Consider the following 16,376-nt stretch of genomic DNA (forward strand, 5'->3'; position numbering starts at 1 on the left):
GCCCTTCCTGGGTGCTTCTGGATTTCAGCGACCGCGGCTCAGGGGGTGAGCATGCCCAGCTTGGGGGCGGGCAGCTCCACGGACAGCTCCTGGGTGAGGCCCTCGGTGGCGTGGAAGCCCTTGCCGCTGACCTCGCCCGCGCGGAACAGGGCCCAGCTCTGGAGGCCGCGCTGGAACGAGCGCGTCATGTGCCACAGCTCCAGGCCGCTGTTGGCGACGAAGAGGTACATCGTCCGCTTCGGGTTCCAGGGGTTGGGCAGCGCCAGGGCGAGGCCGTCATCCGCGCGGCCGTACGTCTTTCCCTGCCAGCGGAAGAAGCGCCGGCCCAGTTCGACCGGCAGTTTCTTCTCCGCCGCCAGACGCGCCATGAGCCCGTTGTCCTCCAGGCCGCCGAAGACGACGAGGTCGCGGTCCGCCAGCTCCGCGTCCGTCACCTCGGCGTCCGGCTTGAGCGGGGCCAGGCGCTCCGGAGACGCGTCCGCCAGCTGCTCGCGGTAGTTCGTCGCCAGCGTGCGCATGGACTCCACCTGGCGCGCGGAGCCGTACACGAAGAGGAGCTTGTCCCAGTCATCCAGCGTGTTGGCCAGGGTCTGGTAGCGCTCGCGGGCCACGGGGATGTCGTTGCCCACGTTGAACACCACGCGCACCGGCCGGTCCGGGACCTTCACGGTGAAGGAGTCGCTTCCGCCCTTCACCTCCACGCGCTCCAGCACGGCGCCCTTCTCCGTCTGCACCTCCACCAGCGTGGCGAAGCGCCAGGGCGTGCCGGACTGGTCCACCTTCAGCGTTACCTCAAAGCCCTCCTTCGCCTTCTGGGCGCGGGAGGTGAGGCGCGGCGCGGGCAGGCCCCCGCGCTCCACCCACTGCTTCACCCACGACCCCACGTCCTGGCCCGCGGCCTCCGAAGCGGTGCGGATGAAGTCCTGGGTGGTGAGCTTCTTGTTCGCGAACTTCGTGTGCACCGCGTCCATCACCTTGGCGAACTTCGCGTTGCCCAGGGTCAGCCGCAGCTGGTGCAGCAGGTACGTGCCCTTGATGCGAGGCACCGCGTACTGGCCATAACGGCCGTAGTCCGTGCGAGCGGAGGTGGGCACCACGTCGCCCTCGCGGGCCGTGACGTAGAGGTAGCGGGCGTTGAGGTCCGCGAGCGCGTCGCGCTGGGCGTCGAAGGCCTTGGAGAGGTCATCCCCTTCCGGCAGGTCCCTGAGCAGCGTCCAGTACGCAGCGGACCCGCTGCCGAACCAGTTGTCAGCGTCCGTGGCGGGGAACACCGTGTTGGCCCAGAGCTTCTTCTCATCGAAGCCGAGCGCGTCCTTCACGCGAGCGAAGTCGCGCTTGGGCTTGTCCGCCTTGGGCTCCGGCTTCTGCTTCGCCTTGGCGGCCTTGAGCTGATCCGCGACGTAGATGGGGCTGAAGGCGGTGTAGCCCAGGGACAGGTGCGGGGTGGCGCCGGGCAGGTCGGGAATCCAGCGGCTGCCCACCATCTTCTCGCGCAGCGTCGTCTTGCCGTAGTGGGCCAGGAACATCAGCTTCTCGGTCATCTCCGACGTGGTGACCTTGCCGTCACACGCGTGGGGCCGGTTGATGGGGCTGGACGCCATCATGCGAGTGGCGCTGTCCACGTCGAAGCCGCCCTTGCCGTACTTCGCGTAGGCCTCCTGGAAGGCGATGTCGCGGTTCCAGGTGTTGAAGGCCAGGTCCACCGGGGCGTTGCTCGAGTTGGGCACGGACTCCTTGCGGACCTCCGGGTCGCGGTTGTTGTTGTTGGCCCAGATGAAGTCCTTGAGGTTTCCGGGCGTGTCCCCGGCCTTCCCCTTGCTGCCGGTGCGCCACAGCCGCGTCTTCGCGGTGCCCAACAGGAGGCACGCGCCCTCATCCGTCTTGGTGTCCGCGAGCGTCCAGTCGTTGGTGTAGAGGCCGTTGTTGCGGTCCTTGAGGATGCGCTCCACGTCGTCGATGGAGTTCGCGTACTGCACGGCCTTGCGGATGCGGTTGCTCTGCGGGGTGCCGTCGATGTTGAAGGGCGTCTGGCCCACCGTCGTCTCGCCGATGACGATGCCCGCGTCGTTGAGCATCCAGTCGGAGCCGCTGTGGATGCCGCCCGGGAAGGTCTGCATCACGAAGCGGTGGCCCTTGGTGGGCTGCACGTCCAGCATCACGTCCCAGTGGACGCCGGTGTAGCCGTTCCACATGAAGATCTGGCCCATGACGACGCGGCCGTCCTTCGTCGCGGACTTGGTGGCCACGAAGGACGAGCAGTGGTCGCCCTCCCCTGCCCGGCCGTTCTCATCCTCGCCCTTGAGGAAGGTGCGGCCGGAGAGCGGAGACGCGGTGACGCGGTTGGCGTCCTCCAGCTGGCCCAGGTCCACGGCGGAGTTGATGGCGACGACATCGAGCACGTCCAGGTCGCGCTCCTTGCCATCCGGGCCCTTGAACTTCGCGCCGCCCACGTTGGCGCCGTCGGCGATGCCCTTCATCTCCTCCAGGTACTCGGGGTCGAAGCGGCGCAGGAACAGCGAGTCCGCGAGCAGGCGCACCTGCGCCCATCCCTTCGCGGCGTCCGCCTTGTCCTTCTGGATGCCCAGCTTCTCGATGTAGCGGACGATCTCCTGCGACACGAGTTCGCCGTACTGCCGGCCGCGCTCGTAGGGCTCGCCCTCGATGTGCACGTACACCCAGCCGCCGTCGTCGTAGCGGAAGCCCTTGCCGGCCCACCGCACGCTCTCCATGGGGATGTACGAGGTGATGTCGTCCACCTCCTCCACCTTCACATCGTCGAACCACGCGGTGCCGGTGGCCTTGCCGTTGTGGCCCAGGTGCGCGCGCACGCGATCACTGGACTGGGTGGCGAAGAACAGCACCTGCACGCGGCCGCTGGAGTCCGCGCCCTGCGGAGGAGAGCAGTTGGTGAAGGGGAAGCTCTGCATGGACAGACACGCGCCCAGCGCCGTGGGGTAGCGCGCCTGCGCATCCGCCTGCACGCCCTTGGTGCGCACCCAGGCGGAGAGCCGGTAGAGGCGGCCCACCTGGAGCTTCACGGGCTCGGACACGACGGTGGTCTCCGCGCCGCCCTGGGGGCTTTCGATGACGAGGCTGCGGCTGCCCTCCGACTTCGCGTCGGTGCGGGCGGACACCTTTCCCTGACCCGAGGCCGTCCAGCCCTGGGGAAGGCCGGTGGCGGCGGCGGTTTCAAAGCCGGCGTTGGGGACGGCGATGGATGCGGGGGCGGCCCAGGCGGTGGCCGAGGCGCAGGCGGCCAGCGTGGGCCAGAGTAGACGGGAGCGCTTCCACATCAGACGCAGGTGGGACATGGCTTGCTCATGGGAAGGAGGAAAGGGTGCGGCATCCTGTCACGTCGTACGCGGGCGTGCTGGCACGCATTGCGTGAGCATGGCGAGAGGTTCACTCCTGGCGCGATTGGACAGCTTCACGACATGACGCCCTGTTCCACGACGGCCCGAATTCGACCGCAAGGCGCGGAGTGCTGGCCTGGGAACCGGGAGTTAGGTTTCGCCTCGTGGTCATCGAAAGGAGGCGGAGCATGGCGACGAAGACGGAGGCCCTCGCGGCGGCGACGGTGGGCGACCCGCGCTGGGCGGCGGTCGTCGCTCGGGACGCGGCGGAGGATGGGCGCTTCTTCTATTCCGTGAGGACGACGGGTGTGTACTGCCGTCCGTCCTGTGGCGCGAGGACGCCGCGGCCGGAGAACGTGGGGTTCCACGCGACGGAGGCGGCGGCGGAGCAGGCGGGGTACCGGGCGTGCAAGCGATGCAAGCCGGGGGAGCCCTCGCTCGCCGTGAAGCACGCGGACCGGGTGGCCGAGCTGTGCCGCTTCATCCAGGCCGCCGAAGAGATGCCGAGCCTGGAGGAGCTGGCGGAGCGCGCGGGGCTGTCGCCGTACCACCTGCACCGGGTGTTCAAGGCCGTCACGGGGTTGACGCCGAAGGGCTACGCGGCGGCGCAGCGGGCGGAGCGGATCCGCACGGGGCTGACGAAGCGCGGCTCCGTCACTGAAGCCATCTACGACGCCGGATTCAATTCGAGCGGTCGCTTCTACGAAACCTCCAGCCAGGTCCTGGGCATGACACCGACGAACTTCCGCGCCGGGGGCGCGAACACGGAGATCCACTTCGCCATCGCGGAGTGCTCGCTGGGCCCCATCCTGGTGGCCACGAGCGACCGGGGCGTGTGCGCCATCCTGATGGGAGATGATCCGGACGCACTGGCGAAGGACCTCCAGGACCGCTTCCCGCAGGCGACACTGGTGGGCGGGGACGCGAAGTTCGAGCAGTTGGTCGCGAAGGTCGTGGGCTTCGTGGAGGCGCCGCGCGTGGGGCTGGATTTGCCACTGGACGTGAGGGGCACGGCGTTCCAGCAGCGCGTGTGGCAGGCGCTGCGGGAGATTCCTGCGGGGAAGACGGCGAGCTACATGGACATCGCGGAGCGGATTGGTTCGCCGAAGTCGGTGCGGGCCGTGGCTCAGGCGTGTGGCGCGAACGCGCTGGCGGTCGTGATTCCGTGTCACCGGGTGGTGCGGAATGACGGGGCGCTGTCTGGCTACCGGTGGGGCGTGGAGCGAAAGCGCGCGTTGCTGGAGCGTGAGGCTCAGCGGTGAGGAGACGGGTTCGTTCGGTGGATTGGGAGGGAGCGGGCCGGGAGTTGGATGCCCGTGGGTGCGCGGTGCTGGAGCAACTGCTCACGCCTGACGAGTGCGAAGCATTGGCGTTGCTCTACGGCGTGGACGACGCCTTTCGCAGCCGAGTGGTGATGGCGCGGCACGGGTTCGGCCGGGGCGAATACAAATACTTCGACCATCCGTTGCCGGAGGTCGTGACGGAACTGCGCACGGCGCTGTATCCATGCCTGGCGCCCATCGCGAACCGCTGGAACACGGCCATGGGCATCGACGTGCGGTATCCGGACGTCCACGCGGACTTCCTCGCGCGATGCCACGAAGCCGGGCAGGTGCGGCCCACGCCCCTGCTCCTGCGCTACGGCGCGGACGACTACAACTGCTTGCACCAGGACCTGTATGGCGAGCACGTCTTCCCGCTCCAGGTGGCCGTCCTCCTCTCCGAACCTGGACGGGACTTCACCGGTGGCGAGTTCGTGCTGACGGAGCAGCGGCCGCGGATGCAGTCCCGGGCGGAGGTCGTCCCGTTGCGTCAGGGAGACGCGGTTGTCTTCGCGGTGCATCATCGCCCGGTCCAGGGCACGCGAGGCACCTACCGCGTCAATCTGCGGCACGGTGTCAGCCGCGTGCGCTCCGGCATGAGACACACGGTGGGCATCATTTTCCATGATGCGGCGTAGCCCCGGATACCGGGCATACATCACCTGGCGGGGCCAACCTCACCCACACAGAGAACTCTTGATTTGAATGCCTTGGATTGTCCATTCTGCGAAAATGACAAAACCCAGGCATCTGCTGTTGGCGGCCTTCGCAGTGGTTTGCATTGCTTCGGTCCCGGCCCAGGCGGCGGTGGGTATCACGACGGTGACCGCGCCCACGACGGTTGCCAATCCCTATTCCACCTTCACGATCAGCTACGGCCTGAATGGAAGCAGCCTGATCGCCACGTCACAAATCCGTTTCTACCTGGCGACCACCCCGCAGGGGACCTCCAACCGGGTCCTGATGAACTCGCGTCAGATCACGCTCGGGTGGGCCGGAAACGGGCTCTACCTGCCGCCCACGGGGACCCAGACAGCGTCCTTCTCCTACGCCACGGTCCAGGCCAGCGCGCAGACCGTGCTGGCGGCGGCCGCGAGTGCCTGCGCGCCGCAGAGCTTCTACATCCAGGTCGAGGCGGACTTTGGGCTCCCGTGGGGTGACGACACGCTGATTGGCACCACCAAGCTCCCGGACTTCTACTTCACGGCCGGAACGCTGACGCCCACGACCATCACGCCGGGGGGCACGGTCAGCTTCTCGGCGGACCTCTACACGGCGTGTCCCGTGACGACCTCGTCCACGCTGGGCGTCTTCCTGACGGATACCAGCTACAACGTGCTCAGCTACATCGGCGGGATTTCCGTGGGCACGGGCGCGGGGACGTTCTCCGTTCCGTCCACGGGCATCACCTTCTCGACGGCCATCGCGCCGGGGACCTACTACCTGGTCCTCGTGGCGGACCTGGACGATGACATCGCGGAGAGCAACGAGGCCAACAACCAGGGTGCCTTCACCGTGCAGGTCGTCGCGAGTCAGCCGTTGACGGTCCAGGACTCGGCCAGCGCCCTGGATTCCAACCTGCCCGGCCCGGTCCGCCAGCACATCGAACAGTACGCCCCGACGATCGGGTACGTGGACGGCTACGCGTCGATGTCGCGCTGATGAAGTGAGCCAGCCGCGGGGACCGGGCGCATCCGGCCCGGCACCCCGCTGTTGCCGGCCCGGAACCCTCTCTCACCCACCGGAGAATCCAATGAAGCGGATAGGGATGGTCATCGCGCTGTTCGTTTGCATGAACGCAGCCCCCCAAGCTCGAGCCGCCTCCATGAAGCCAGCGGCGCTGCGCGAACGCATCAGCGTGTCGCTTGCCGCCGACAAGCGCGAGGTGGCGCTGACCCTGGCGAAGCAGGACCCGGTGCTGCGGAAGGCTCTCGCCTCCCGCTTGAGCGGCGAGCACCTCGCCGTGGACCTGAAGCAGTGGCTGGGCGCCGTGTCGGCCCCGTCCTCCGTCACGGGCGTGGCGGAGCGAGCGGACCTGAACATCCGTCGGCTCAAGGGCATCAATCGGGAGCTCGACAGCCTGCTTCAGCTTCGTCTGGCCAGCGCGTCCATGCTGACGGCATTGCAGCAAGGCGTTGAGCCTCTCTACGCGTACGAACCGGATGGCGATGACTCCCAGTGGCGCTTCATCGAGGCCTTCGATGGCCTTGGCCGCGTGCACCGCCTCGACGTGCACCGCCTGCCCGAACAGCCGGTGCTGGTGGTGGACATCGACGCGCGCAGGGACCTGGCCGCCGGCATCAAGCTGATGCGCGAGCACCTCGTGGCCCTCGGGCAACGTCCCCTGCCCGTCCTGGACACGTCCGCCGCGGCGGCCAGCACGCCGGTGACGATCCTCGATCGCATCTACCTGAACGACGACGAGGAGCCGTGGATCTCCGGTAACGCGGAGGTCTATGCCATCGTCAATGGTGTCGACCCCAGCCGTGACGCGCCTCAGTTGGACATCGTCGACATGCCCTATCTGGACACGGACGGGAGGACCTACTCCCCGAACCAGGTCCTGATCTTCTGGGAGCGCTACCGCTGGGCGGCGGCGAACGTCATCCTCATGGAGCACGACGACAACACCAGCTACCAGGAGCTGGTGAGCTACCTGTTCAATGTCGCGAGCCAGATCCTGACCGCCGTGGGCCAGCCGGAGATCGGCGCCCTGGTGGCCCTGGGCAGCGGGCTGGTGGATCGCATGCCGGGTGAATGGTTCACCAACGACGACGACTATGTCGATTCGTTCTACACCCTGGAGAAGAACCACACCTACACCAACTACAGCGGTGCACGCGGCAACGCGGTGGTGACTCTCAGGCCGTACGAACTCCTGGGCCAGTAGCAGTCGGCGGGCCCGTGGGGGTCGAGGCGGCGCTGCTCGACCCCTCCGGTCAGCGTCCGGCCTGGGCCAGGAAGTCGGCGGTCGGCAGGACCCTGGCGTAGCCCATCCCCAACGCCGCCAGGAACGCGGCATGGACCTGGGGCGCGGGCACGCTCTGGCCCTGGAACTCCAGGCTCCGGGCCGCGCACGCATCCCCCAGCACGGTGACCGTGTAGCCCAGGTCCGCTGCGGCCCGCACCGTGGCATCCACGCACATGAGGGTCATCATTCCCACGACCACCAGGTGCTTCACCTCCAGGGTCCGCAGGCGCTCCTGGAGGTCCGTCTCGCGGAAGCTATTGGGGAAGTGCTTGAGCACCACCGCTTCACCCGGTCGAGGCGCGACTCGGGGATGAATCTCCGCGCCCGGGGTCCCCGGCAGGAAGAAGGTAGCGCCTGGCTGCGAGGATTCGTGGCGCACGTGGATGACCGGAAGGCCGCGCTCCCGGAAGAAGTCCAAGGCCGCACGGGCCTGGGTGGCCGCGGCATCGCAGCGATCCAGTTCGAACCGCCCCCCGGGGAAATAGTCATTCTGGATGTCGATGAGCAGCAGCGCGGTGTTCTCCACGGACGTCCTCCTTCATTCGGGTCATGATGCGTCGCCACGTCGAATACGCGGGCCCGCGCCCTGGCGGGAGTGTCCGGATGGACAAATCCGGGGCGGAAACCGACAAACGCGCATGCCTGCCGGGTCCTCGTCGATTCGTGTCGCGGTGCTGGCCCTGGAGGGCTGCGTGGCCTCCAGCGTCGCGGGCCCACTGGACGTGTTCGCCATGGCCAACCGCCTGAGCCGGGACCAGGGCGGTGGAGAACCCTTCACGACGGAACTGGTGGCGCCCCTCGCCGGCCCCGTGCGCAGCTTCCATGGCCTGATGCTGGGCGCCGCGCGAGTGCCGGCCCCGACGGAACGCTTCGACGTCGTCATCATCCCCGCGCTCGTGGGCGACCTGGAGCAACGCGTGGCGAAGCGCTCCACCACGGACTGGCTGGCGGGACAGCACACGCGAGGCGCGAAGCTCGCGGCGGTGTGCGCGGGCGCCTTCCTGCTCGCCGAGGCGGGGCTCCTGGAGGGCCGGGAGGCCACGACCCACTGGGGGCTGGCCCGGGACTTCGCGACCCGCTATCCCCGCGTGGCGCTCAAGCCGGAATTGCTCCTGGTGGACCATGGCGACGTGCTCACCACGGGCGGAATCACCGCCTGCATGGACCTCTGCCTGCACCTGGTCGCGAAGCAGGTCTCCGCGGAGCTGGCCGCGCTTTGCGCCAGGATGCTCCTGGTGGAACCCGGCCGTCGGTTCCTCGCCCCCGACGCAGTGCACGCCACGCCTCGCGACCACGGCGACACCGCCGTGCTGCGCGCCCAGGAGTGGCTGGAGGCCCACCTCTCGGAGCCGGTGACCCTGGCGGGAGCGGCCGGGGCCGCGAGCCTGGGCGAACGCACGCTGCTGCGTCGGTTCCGCAAGGCCACCGGCGATACGCCCCTGGACTATGTCCAGCGCCTACGCATCGAGGCCGCCCGGCGACTCCTGGAGACCACTCCTCGAACCGTGGAGGACATCTCCCAGTCCGTCGGCTACGCCGACACCACGTCGTTCCGCCGCCGCTTCAAGGCTCGCACCGGACTGTCTCCGGGTTCCTACAGGAAGCGGTTCGCGCTGCGCTGATGTGACAAAGAACCCGGTCCTTCAATATCGCGACCGTGATGGCCTCCGTTCTAGGCGCTCCGGGCGCGCACGTCCTCGGATGACGAGGCTGCGCGAGCGACGAGCTTCCCGGTGACGCCCTTCGGCAGCACCACGCCGAAGAAGAAGCCCTCTTCGAAGGGCTCCGTCGAGTCGAGCTGGATCTTCACCCGCGAGGCAATCGTCGCGAGCGCCGTCTTCAGGAACGTCATCGCGAAGTCCGCGCCCACGCACGCGCGCGGACCCCGGCCGAACGGGAAGAAGTGGCCGCTCCCCAGCGGGTCCCGCGTCGTGCCCCCGTCCAGCCAGCGCTCCGGCTTGAACGTGTCCGGGTCCGGCCAGTGCGCCGGGTCGCGGTGCAGGTGCTGATTCGAGATCATGATCATCGACCCCGCTGGCAACGTGACCCCGGCCAGCTGCGCATCCTTCGACGGCGTGCGCGTCATCACCCGGACCGCCGGCAGGATGCGCAGCGCCTCATACGCCACGGCCTCCACCCACTTCGCGGCGTCCAGCTTCGCGAGCGTCAGCGGCCCGTCCGCCACCAACGAGGCGGCCTCGGCGGCGAGGCGCGCGTCAGCGTCGGGGGACTTGTTGAGCTGGTGGAACGCCCCCACCAGCGTGACGCTGGAGGAGAACGCGCCGCCGAAATAGGTGCCCCCGAGCATGTGCGCCAGCACCTGATCATCGATGCCCGGCGTCTCCCGCAGGTAGCGGGACATGATGTCCACGGCACGCGGGTCCTGCCGCTTGCGAGCCTCGCGGATGCGGTCCACGAAGTGCCCGTAGAAGCGCGCCTTCACCGCGTCGAAGTCCTTGGGCGGCTTCACGAACTTCAGCGGCAGCTTCGACTGGATGCGCGCGTCCGCCGCCCTCGCGAGCAGCATGAAGTCCTCGAACACCTGATCCGACAGCTTCTCCCCCACCGAAGCCACCGAGAACGCGTCGAAGGTCAGCCGGCGCAGCGCGGGCGTGAGGTCGATGTGCCTCTGCTTGAGCAGGGCGTCCGCGGACTCGGAAATGGCCGCCTGCATGGGGCCCACCTGATCCGCCAGCCACTCCGTGGCCCACGGCTGCGCGCCGGGCTCCAATTGGCGCTTCCGGACCCAGTCCCCGCGCAGCTCCGCAGTGAACGCAGTGTCGTCCGTCACCGACGGGCGGATCTGCTCGCTGATGTTCCCCTTCTCGAACTCCATCCGGCGCGGGGACTCGTAGACCTCCGCGATGAGCGCCGGGTCGTTGAGCACCAGTCCGGGGTTGGGCCCCATCCAGATGAGCGTGACGCCGCCGTACTCGCGGCCATAGCGCGCACAGACATCCCAGGGCGACGCCCCCAGGAAGTCCCCAGCAGTGCCGAGGAGCCCCGGCTGGGGACCGGGCAGCGACGCGAACGGCTTGCGCTTCGCGCCGAAGAACAGGTTGAAGATGCCGCGAGAGAGGGCATTGGGCATGGGCGGAGTCTCCTGACGGCGCTAGACGGTGATGCCACAGGGGATGCGGTCGGCCTGCAGGACGGTGTAGGGCACCGCGCTCTTCGCGTTGCGCGCCTTCACGGCCTCGCTCTGCGCGCGCAACTGGGCGTGGAAGCGGTCGCGGATGGCGATGAGCTCCGGCTCCTGGAAGTAGTCCTCGCGCCAGCCTCCCTCGTGGAGCAGGTACTCCTCGTCGTCCCCGAAGCTGGACAGCGCGCGGCCCACCGCCACCTGCCAGAGCATCTGCGTCTTGGAGGGAATCATCGCGTCGATGTCCTTCTCACCCAGGACGCCCTTCTCTCTCGGCGGAGGCTGGCGCATGCACAGGGGCGCGTTGGGCACGAAGGCGTAGTGCTCGTACTGGAGGTAGTTCACCGCCGCGTGCTGGACGCTGACCGTGAAGAGCACCGTGGTGAGGACGTCCGTCAGGTCCGCGACGCGATTCAGCTCCGCGCAGGGCAGCTTCTCCACCGGCAGGCCGTGCTCGGTGAGGTCCTTCCACCAACGCTGCATGTCGGTGTCGTGCACCAGGTCCTCGTCGGACTTGTAGAAGTGCCCCAGCACACCGCCCACGTACTCCTCCAGCGCCTCCCACAGGAGCAGCGAGTCATCGCGATACGGGTAGTGCGGGAGCACCGCCGGGTCGAGCACGCCACGGCGCTCGATGTCCAGGCGCGGCTTGTTGTCCGCGAGCGTCCAGGCCCTGTACCCCTTCTTGCCCAGGAAGACGTGGCCCTGGTCGGGGCCGCCCGTGGCGATGAGGTCGTCGAACACGCCGCCCGCCGCGAGCAGGCCCTTCCGGGCGCCATCGTTGATGGCGAGCGTGTAGCGGAAATGGCGACGCAGCAGCTTGTAGACGGGGTGCGGGTCCGGGAGGTTGCGCATCGTCGCCATGACGAACGGCTCGGCGACGAAGTGGGTCCGGAGCGCGTGGCCCACCATCTGGTGCGTGTTGCCCTCGCTGCACCGGAGGTAGATCTTCGCGGCCAGCCAGTCGTGCGGGCTGTCATTGGGCGTGAACACTGGATCCAGCGCCGGGTCGCGGCCCAGCTGGATGGCGATGGGCCGCAGCTGGCGCGTGTCGTCCAGGTACAGCAGGCATCGGGACGCGGGCGCCCACCGGCGCTCCTCGACGCCGGCCTTGTCCGCCTTCCTGAACATGGGCACGTCGCCCAGGATCTCGAAGTCGAGCAGGAAGACGCGCTTGCCGGCCAGCGCCTGCGGGAGCGTCGTGCCAGGAGCCAGCAGGCCCCGCAGCTCGGAGTCCTGGAGGGGCATTCCTTCCGGCAGCTCGGTGATGGACTGGATGTGGACGGGACTGATGCCCTGCACGGCCTGCCGGGCGAACTCGATGTCGTCCTGCCAGCGCCTGGCGATGGTTGGCAGTTCGAGGCCCTTGAAGAAGTCGAAGACGTCCACGAGGCCATTCCACGCCTTGCCGAGCACGGGCATGTGCAACTTGATGGCCGCGAGCGTCTTCGCGATGACGACCTCGTAGCTGCCGTCCACGAGGCCCCGGTAGAGCTCGTCCTTCGGCAGCGGGCGCGCGTCCGTGATGTCGAGCGCGCCGGGCAGCCCGGCGGTGGCCTCCGCGGGGCGCCAGGGATACATGCGCTGGCGGGCCTGGAGCAGGTCGTTCCGGGCGACCTTCTGCCGCTCGTGCTGGACCTGCTGGGGCAGCCGGGCGGTGCCCTCGAGGACCTCCGCGGTCGTCCTGGCCAGCACCCAGCGGTAGTACGGGAAGAACCAGTGCTTCCCCAGCGCGGTGACGGTCACCGAGTCGAGGAGCCAGTCGCCCCCGACGCCGCCCCCCGCGTTGGAGAACCGGAGCAGGATCAGGTCCCCCAGGTCCTCGGACCTGACGGAGTAGGCGTCCACCGCGCCGGCCTCGAAGTCGTTGTGGAAGCGCTTGTCCAGGGCTTGCGGCTGGCTCTCGCCCTTCGTGCCCACCAGGACCACGGAGATGGCCGCGTTCGTTCCGGCGCCGAGCTTCGAGCTCGTGCGAATCGTCAGCGTGTAATCGACAGTCATGGATTTCCCCACTAGCACGCAACGGCGGAAGGTACGCCGGTGAAACCGGGCCGGACAAGCCGGGCTCTCGCACTGACGCTGATCACGGCTCCTTCCCTCGGAGCCTGCGCTGAAATCGATAGCGGGTTGCCCTCCGGGGCGAACACCCGGATATGGGTTTGCCGTATGCGCATGCGGCGGTGCTCGACCCGGTGCGTGTTACCTTCCCGCACGATGAAGCCTGCTTCCCGTCGTTCCCTGATTGAGGCACGGAGCTGATGCCCACCGCCTGGCGCCGTCTGTTGACCTCGTTGGGGTTCGCTTCGAAGGCCGGGGAGCCGCCACTCCTGGAGGCGGAGGAGCTGTCCCGGTGGTACTCGGGGCTGGGGTTGAAGGAGCGGCTGGCGGTCAGCCGCAACCTGGTCGAGCGCGTGCGTGCGCCGCGAGCGTCGCGGGATCCGTCGACCCTCCCGGCCGTCGTCACGGGTCGGCTGATGTTCGAGCAGGACGGGCCGCAAGGCCCCATTCCCCTGCATCACATCAAGGTGGAGCTGTGGGACCGGGACTTCGGCACGCCGGACGACTTCCTGGGCGAGACCTTCACGGGCTCGGATGGGTCGTTCGTCATCCGCTACGACCCGGCGGACGCGGGCGAAGGAGACCTGCCAGACCTGGAGCTGCGCTTCTTTGAACCGCAGCACACCTTCCGGCAGGACGGCCGTGTGGTGGAGACGTGGAAGCGCATCGGTTCCGAGCCTGGGCCGGATGACCACGCAGGCTTTGACCACGACTTCGGAACGTTGCGGCTGCCGTACTGGGAATACGATCCGTCGACGCCGCTGGCGCGGCTGCTCGTGGTGGAAGAGGGCACTCCCCCCACGGCGTATGCACCAGGGCGCGCATTGGCGATGCTCAAGGCCGTCGCGCCCATCGAGCTGGTGAAGCGGCAACACCAGCTGCAGATCCGGCTGGGACAGGCGCCGAGCCTGGGGAAGATCCAGGCGGAGTATCCGGAGACGACGACGGTCCGGATGGAGCGGGAGTCCCCGGGCTCCTCGCGGAGTGATGCGTGGTTCGGCGAGCGGCTGCTCAACGGGATGTTCTCCAGCATCCTGGACCGGGACCCCGAGGTGCCTGGGGATGCGCAGGCCTTCCGGCTGTATCTGCCGTGGAATGCCTATGAGCAGGACGGCGTGCATTGCCTGCCGGACGTGGACCTCCGGCTGCGGCTGGTGGACGGCAAGGTGATGCCCCAGCGGATCATCCTGGGGATGCGGGAACCCGGAGCAACGGCGCCCGGCTCACCGGTGACTCGCAGGACGTACACGCCCGCGGACGGCGCGGATTGGGAAGCGGCGAAGCGGATGGCTCGCGTGAGCGCGACGTTGGACGTGGAGCTGGGCAACCACCTGGGACAGTGCCACTTCAACGTGGAGCAGTACGCCATCGCCGCGCACCGGAACCTGCGGCACAACCCCTTGCGCTGGTTGCTCATGCCGCACCTGCGGGAGGTGGTGTTGATCAACCACGCCGCCACCGGGTTCCTGGTGGGCCCCACGGGGTACATCACGCGGGCCAGTGCGTTGACGGAAGCAGGCATCCACCAGCGGTTGGAACACCTGATGGGCAGCTACGACTGGAAGGGCTTCGCGCCCGCGACGCCAGTCTGCGAGGGCCACCGCTACGCGCAGGCGGGGCAGTTGTTCTGGAAGCTGCTCGGCGAGCACGTCGACGCGTTCTTCGCGGAGCACGGCGCGGCGGTGGAGGCGCAATGGCAGGAGGTGCGCCGGTTCTCGGACGACCTGGTCGCGCATTCCGCACCGGCGTTCGTGTGCCGCTACCTGCGAGCGACGGTTCCAGGAAAAGAAGCGCCGTGGTTCGTGCGCTCGGAGCGCATGGACCTGGGGGCGAAGGTCGCGGAGCCCGCGACGAAAGCCGTGAGCGCCGTGACTCGGACGGATGCGCCCCTGCCGGGTGAGGTCGAGGCGCTGAAGCACCTCTGCCGCTACGTCATCTTCTTCGCGACGTTCCGCCACGCCTGGGCGAACAACCTCCAGTGGGAGGACGCGGGCGAGGTCCTGTACTCGTGTCTGGGATTGCGCTGGGGCAAGGGCGGCGCGCTGTCCACGGAGGAGGACCTGGACGTCGCGCCGACGCCTGACGAGGCGACGGAGATGCTGTGGATCTCCTGGATGCTGTCCAAGACGAACTACGGCTTCATCCTGTCCAACGAAGAAGAAGACATGCATCCCCGGCTGCTGGAGCTGCTCCGGGCCCGTGCCGCGGACTTCGCGGCCCTGGGCCTGGATGTCCGGACGGTCAGCTCCCGCATCAACATCTGAGCGGAATCAGTACGTCCAGGGGAACCGCTTGAAGTCGCGCTTGCGCTTCTGCACGAACGCGTCGCGGCCTTCCTGTGCCTCTTCCGTGCCGTATCCCAGACGCGTGGCCTCGCCCGCGAAGAGCTGCTGGCCCACGAGCCCGTCGTCCGGGAGGTTGAAGGCATACTTCAGCATCTTGATGGCCGTGGGGCTCTTGGTGTTGATCTCCGCCGCCCACTCCAGCGCCACCTTCTCCAGGTCCTTGTGCGGCACGGACTTGTTGATGGCGTTCATCTGGAACGCCTCGTCCGCCGTGTAGGCCTGGCCCAGGAAGAAGATTTCGCGCGCCCGCTTCTGTCCCACCTGCCGCGCCAGCAGCGCGCTGCCGTAGCCCGCGTCGAAGCTGGCCACGTCCGCGTCCGTCTGCTTGAACATCCCGTGTTCCTTGCTCGCGATGGTCAGGTCACAGACGACGTGCAGGCTGTGCCCGCCACCCGCCGTCCAGCCCGGCACCACCGCCATCACCACCTTCGGCAGGAAGCGGATCTGCCGCTGGACCTCCAGGATGTGCAGCCGCCCCAGCCGCGCCGGGTCCGCCGCGTCCTCGCCGGGCTCGTACTTGTAGCCGTCCTTGCCGCGGATGCGCTGGTCGCCTCCCGAGCAGAACGCCCACCCGCCGTCCTTCGGCGACGGCCCGTTGCCCGTGAGCAGCACCACGCCCACGTCCGTCATGAACCGCGTGGCCTCCAGCGCCCGGGCCAGCTCGTCCACCGTCTTCGGACGGAACGCGTTGCGCACCTCCGGCCGGTTGAACGCGATGCGCACCGTGCCCTGGTCCACCGCGCGGTGGAACGTGATGTCCTTGAACTTGTGGCCTTCCACCGGCTGCCAGCGGGACGCGTCAAAGAGGTCCGAGACCATGCGCAGTCTTGCTCCGAAAATGGGGGAGTGAACGGCCCGGAACCCTAGCGGTTTCCGCTCGGGGACGCCCGCGCTACCGTGCGCGCCATGTCCACGAGCCTGCTCGTCGTCCATGTCCATGTGCACGTGCTGCCCCAGCACGTCGACGCCTTCCTCCAGGCCACCCTCGCCAACGCCCGCGAGAGCGTGAAGGAGCCCGGCATCGCCCGCTTCGATGTCTGCCAGGACAACGACGACCCCACCCGCTTCGTCCTCGTGGAGGCCTACCGCACGCCGGACGCCCCCGCCGCGCACAAGGAGACCGCCCACTACCTCACGTGGCGTGACACCGTCGCCCCCATGCTGGCCGAGCCCACGAGACGCTCA

At 68.4% G+C, this 16,376-nt stretch carries 12 protein-coding genes; 7 read left to right on the forward strand and 5 right to left on the reverse strand.

What is annotated here, in order from left to right; translation table 11 throughout:
* Nucleotides 1-38 precede the first annotated feature (38 nt).
* The gene (locus tag D7Y11_RS23040) at nucleotides 39-3,311 is read right to left on the reverse strand and encodes a C45 family autoproteolytic acyltransferase/hydolase (protein ID WP_126934792.1); all 3,273 of its coding nucleotides are present in this window, start codon (nucleotides 3,309-3,311) and stop codon (nucleotides 39-41) included.
* Between the two features lie 230 nt (nucleotides 3,312-3,541).
* Here D7Y11_RS23040 and ada point away from each other — a divergent pair, with 230 nt between their 5' ends.
* The 4 genes from ada (at nucleotide 3,542) to D7Y11_RS23060 (ending at nucleotide 7,565) form a co-directional block, all read left to right on the forward strand.
* Nucleotides 3,542-4,615 carry a bifunctional DNA-binding transcriptional regulator/O6-methylguanine-DNA methyltransferase Ada gene (gene ada / locus D7Y11_RS23045; protein WP_126934793.1) on the forward strand — a complete coding sequence of 358 codons (1,074 nt, stop codon included), beginning with the start codon at nucleotides 3,542-3,544 and terminating at the stop codon, nucleotides 4,613-4,615.
* A 17-nt stretch (nucleotides 4,616-4,632) separates the two neighbouring features.
* Entirely contained in the window at nucleotides 4,633-5,313 is a 681-nt protein-coding gene (locus tag D7Y11_RS23050; protein WP_233604854.1) for a 2OG-Fe(II) oxygenase, read from the forward strand.
* Between the two features lie 169 nt (nucleotides 5,314-5,482).
* On the forward strand, nucleotides 5,483-6,337 hold the full coding sequence (locus D7Y11_RS23055; protein WP_126934794.1) for a CARDB domain-containing protein: 855 nt from the start codon (nucleotides 5,483-5,485) through the stop codon (nucleotides 6,335-6,337).
* 163 nt (nucleotides 6,338-6,500) lie between these two features.
* Nucleotides 6,501-7,565 (forward strand): DUF3103 domain-containing protein, encoded by a 1,065-nt coding sequence (locus D7Y11_RS23060; RefSeq protein ID WP_233607367.1) that lies wholly within the window; start codon nucleotides 6,501-6,503, stop codon nucleotides 7,563-7,565.
* A gap of 49 nt (nucleotides 7,566-7,614) precedes the next feature.
* On the opposite strand, the gene D7Y11_RS23065 is transcribed toward D7Y11_RS23060, so the two are convergent.
* Nucleotides 7,615-8,172, reverse strand: coding sequence for a cysteine hydrolase family protein (locus D7Y11_RS23065; RefSeq protein ID WP_126934796.1), 558 nt, complete (start codon nucleotides 8,170-8,172; stop codon nucleotides 7,615-7,617).
* Nucleotides 8,173-8,284: 112 nt separating this feature from the next.
* Here D7Y11_RS23065 and D7Y11_RS23070 point away from each other — a divergent pair, with 112 nt between their 5' ends.
* Nucleotides 8,285-9,268, forward strand: coding sequence for a GlxA family transcriptional regulator (locus D7Y11_RS23070; protein ID WP_158641987.1), 984 nt, complete (start codon nucleotides 8,285-8,287; stop codon nucleotides 9,266-9,268).
* A gap of 50 nt (nucleotides 9,269-9,318) precedes the next feature.
* On the opposite strand, the gene D7Y11_RS23075 is transcribed toward D7Y11_RS23070, so the two are convergent.
* A complete protein-coding gene (locus D7Y11_RS23075; RefSeq protein ID WP_126934798.1) occupies nucleotides 9,319-10,737 on the reverse strand; it encodes a cytochrome P450 in 1,419 nt (472 codons plus the stop codon).
* 21 nt (nucleotides 10,738-10,758) lie between these two features.
* Complete coding sequence (locus D7Y11_RS23080; protein ID WP_126934799.1) at nucleotides 10,759-12,789, reverse strand: lipoxygenase family protein; 2,031 nt, start codon at nucleotides 12,787-12,789, stop codon at nucleotides 10,759-10,761.
* Between the two features lie 257 nt (nucleotides 12,790-13,046).
* Here D7Y11_RS23080 and D7Y11_RS23085 point away from each other — a divergent pair, with 257 nt between their 5' ends.
* Nucleotides 13,047-15,110, forward strand: a complete 2,064-nt coding sequence (locus D7Y11_RS23085) for a lipoxygenase family protein (protein ID WP_126934800.1) — start codon at nucleotides 13,047-13,049, stop codon at nucleotides 15,108-15,110.
* A gap of 6 nt (nucleotides 15,111-15,116) precedes the next feature.
* On the opposite strand, the gene D7Y11_RS23090 is transcribed toward D7Y11_RS23085, so the two are convergent.
* Nucleotides 15,117-16,010, reverse strand: coding sequence for a 1,4-dihydroxy-2-naphthoyl-CoA synthase (locus tag D7Y11_RS23090; protein ID WP_120577562.1), 894 nt, complete (start codon nucleotides 16,008-16,010; stop codon nucleotides 15,117-15,119).
* Nucleotides 16,011-16,097: 87 nt separating this feature from the next.
* Here D7Y11_RS23090 and D7Y11_RS23095 point away from each other — a divergent pair.
* On the forward strand, nucleotides 16,098-16,376 hold a 279-nt coding region (locus D7Y11_RS23095; protein WP_126934801.1), incomplete at its 3' end, for a putative quinol monooxygenase.

Source organism: Corallococcus sp. AB018, from assembly GCF_003986945.1.
Classification (GTDB): Bacteria; Myxococcota; Myxococcia; order Myxococcales; family Myxococcaceae; genus Corallococcus; species Corallococcus exiguus.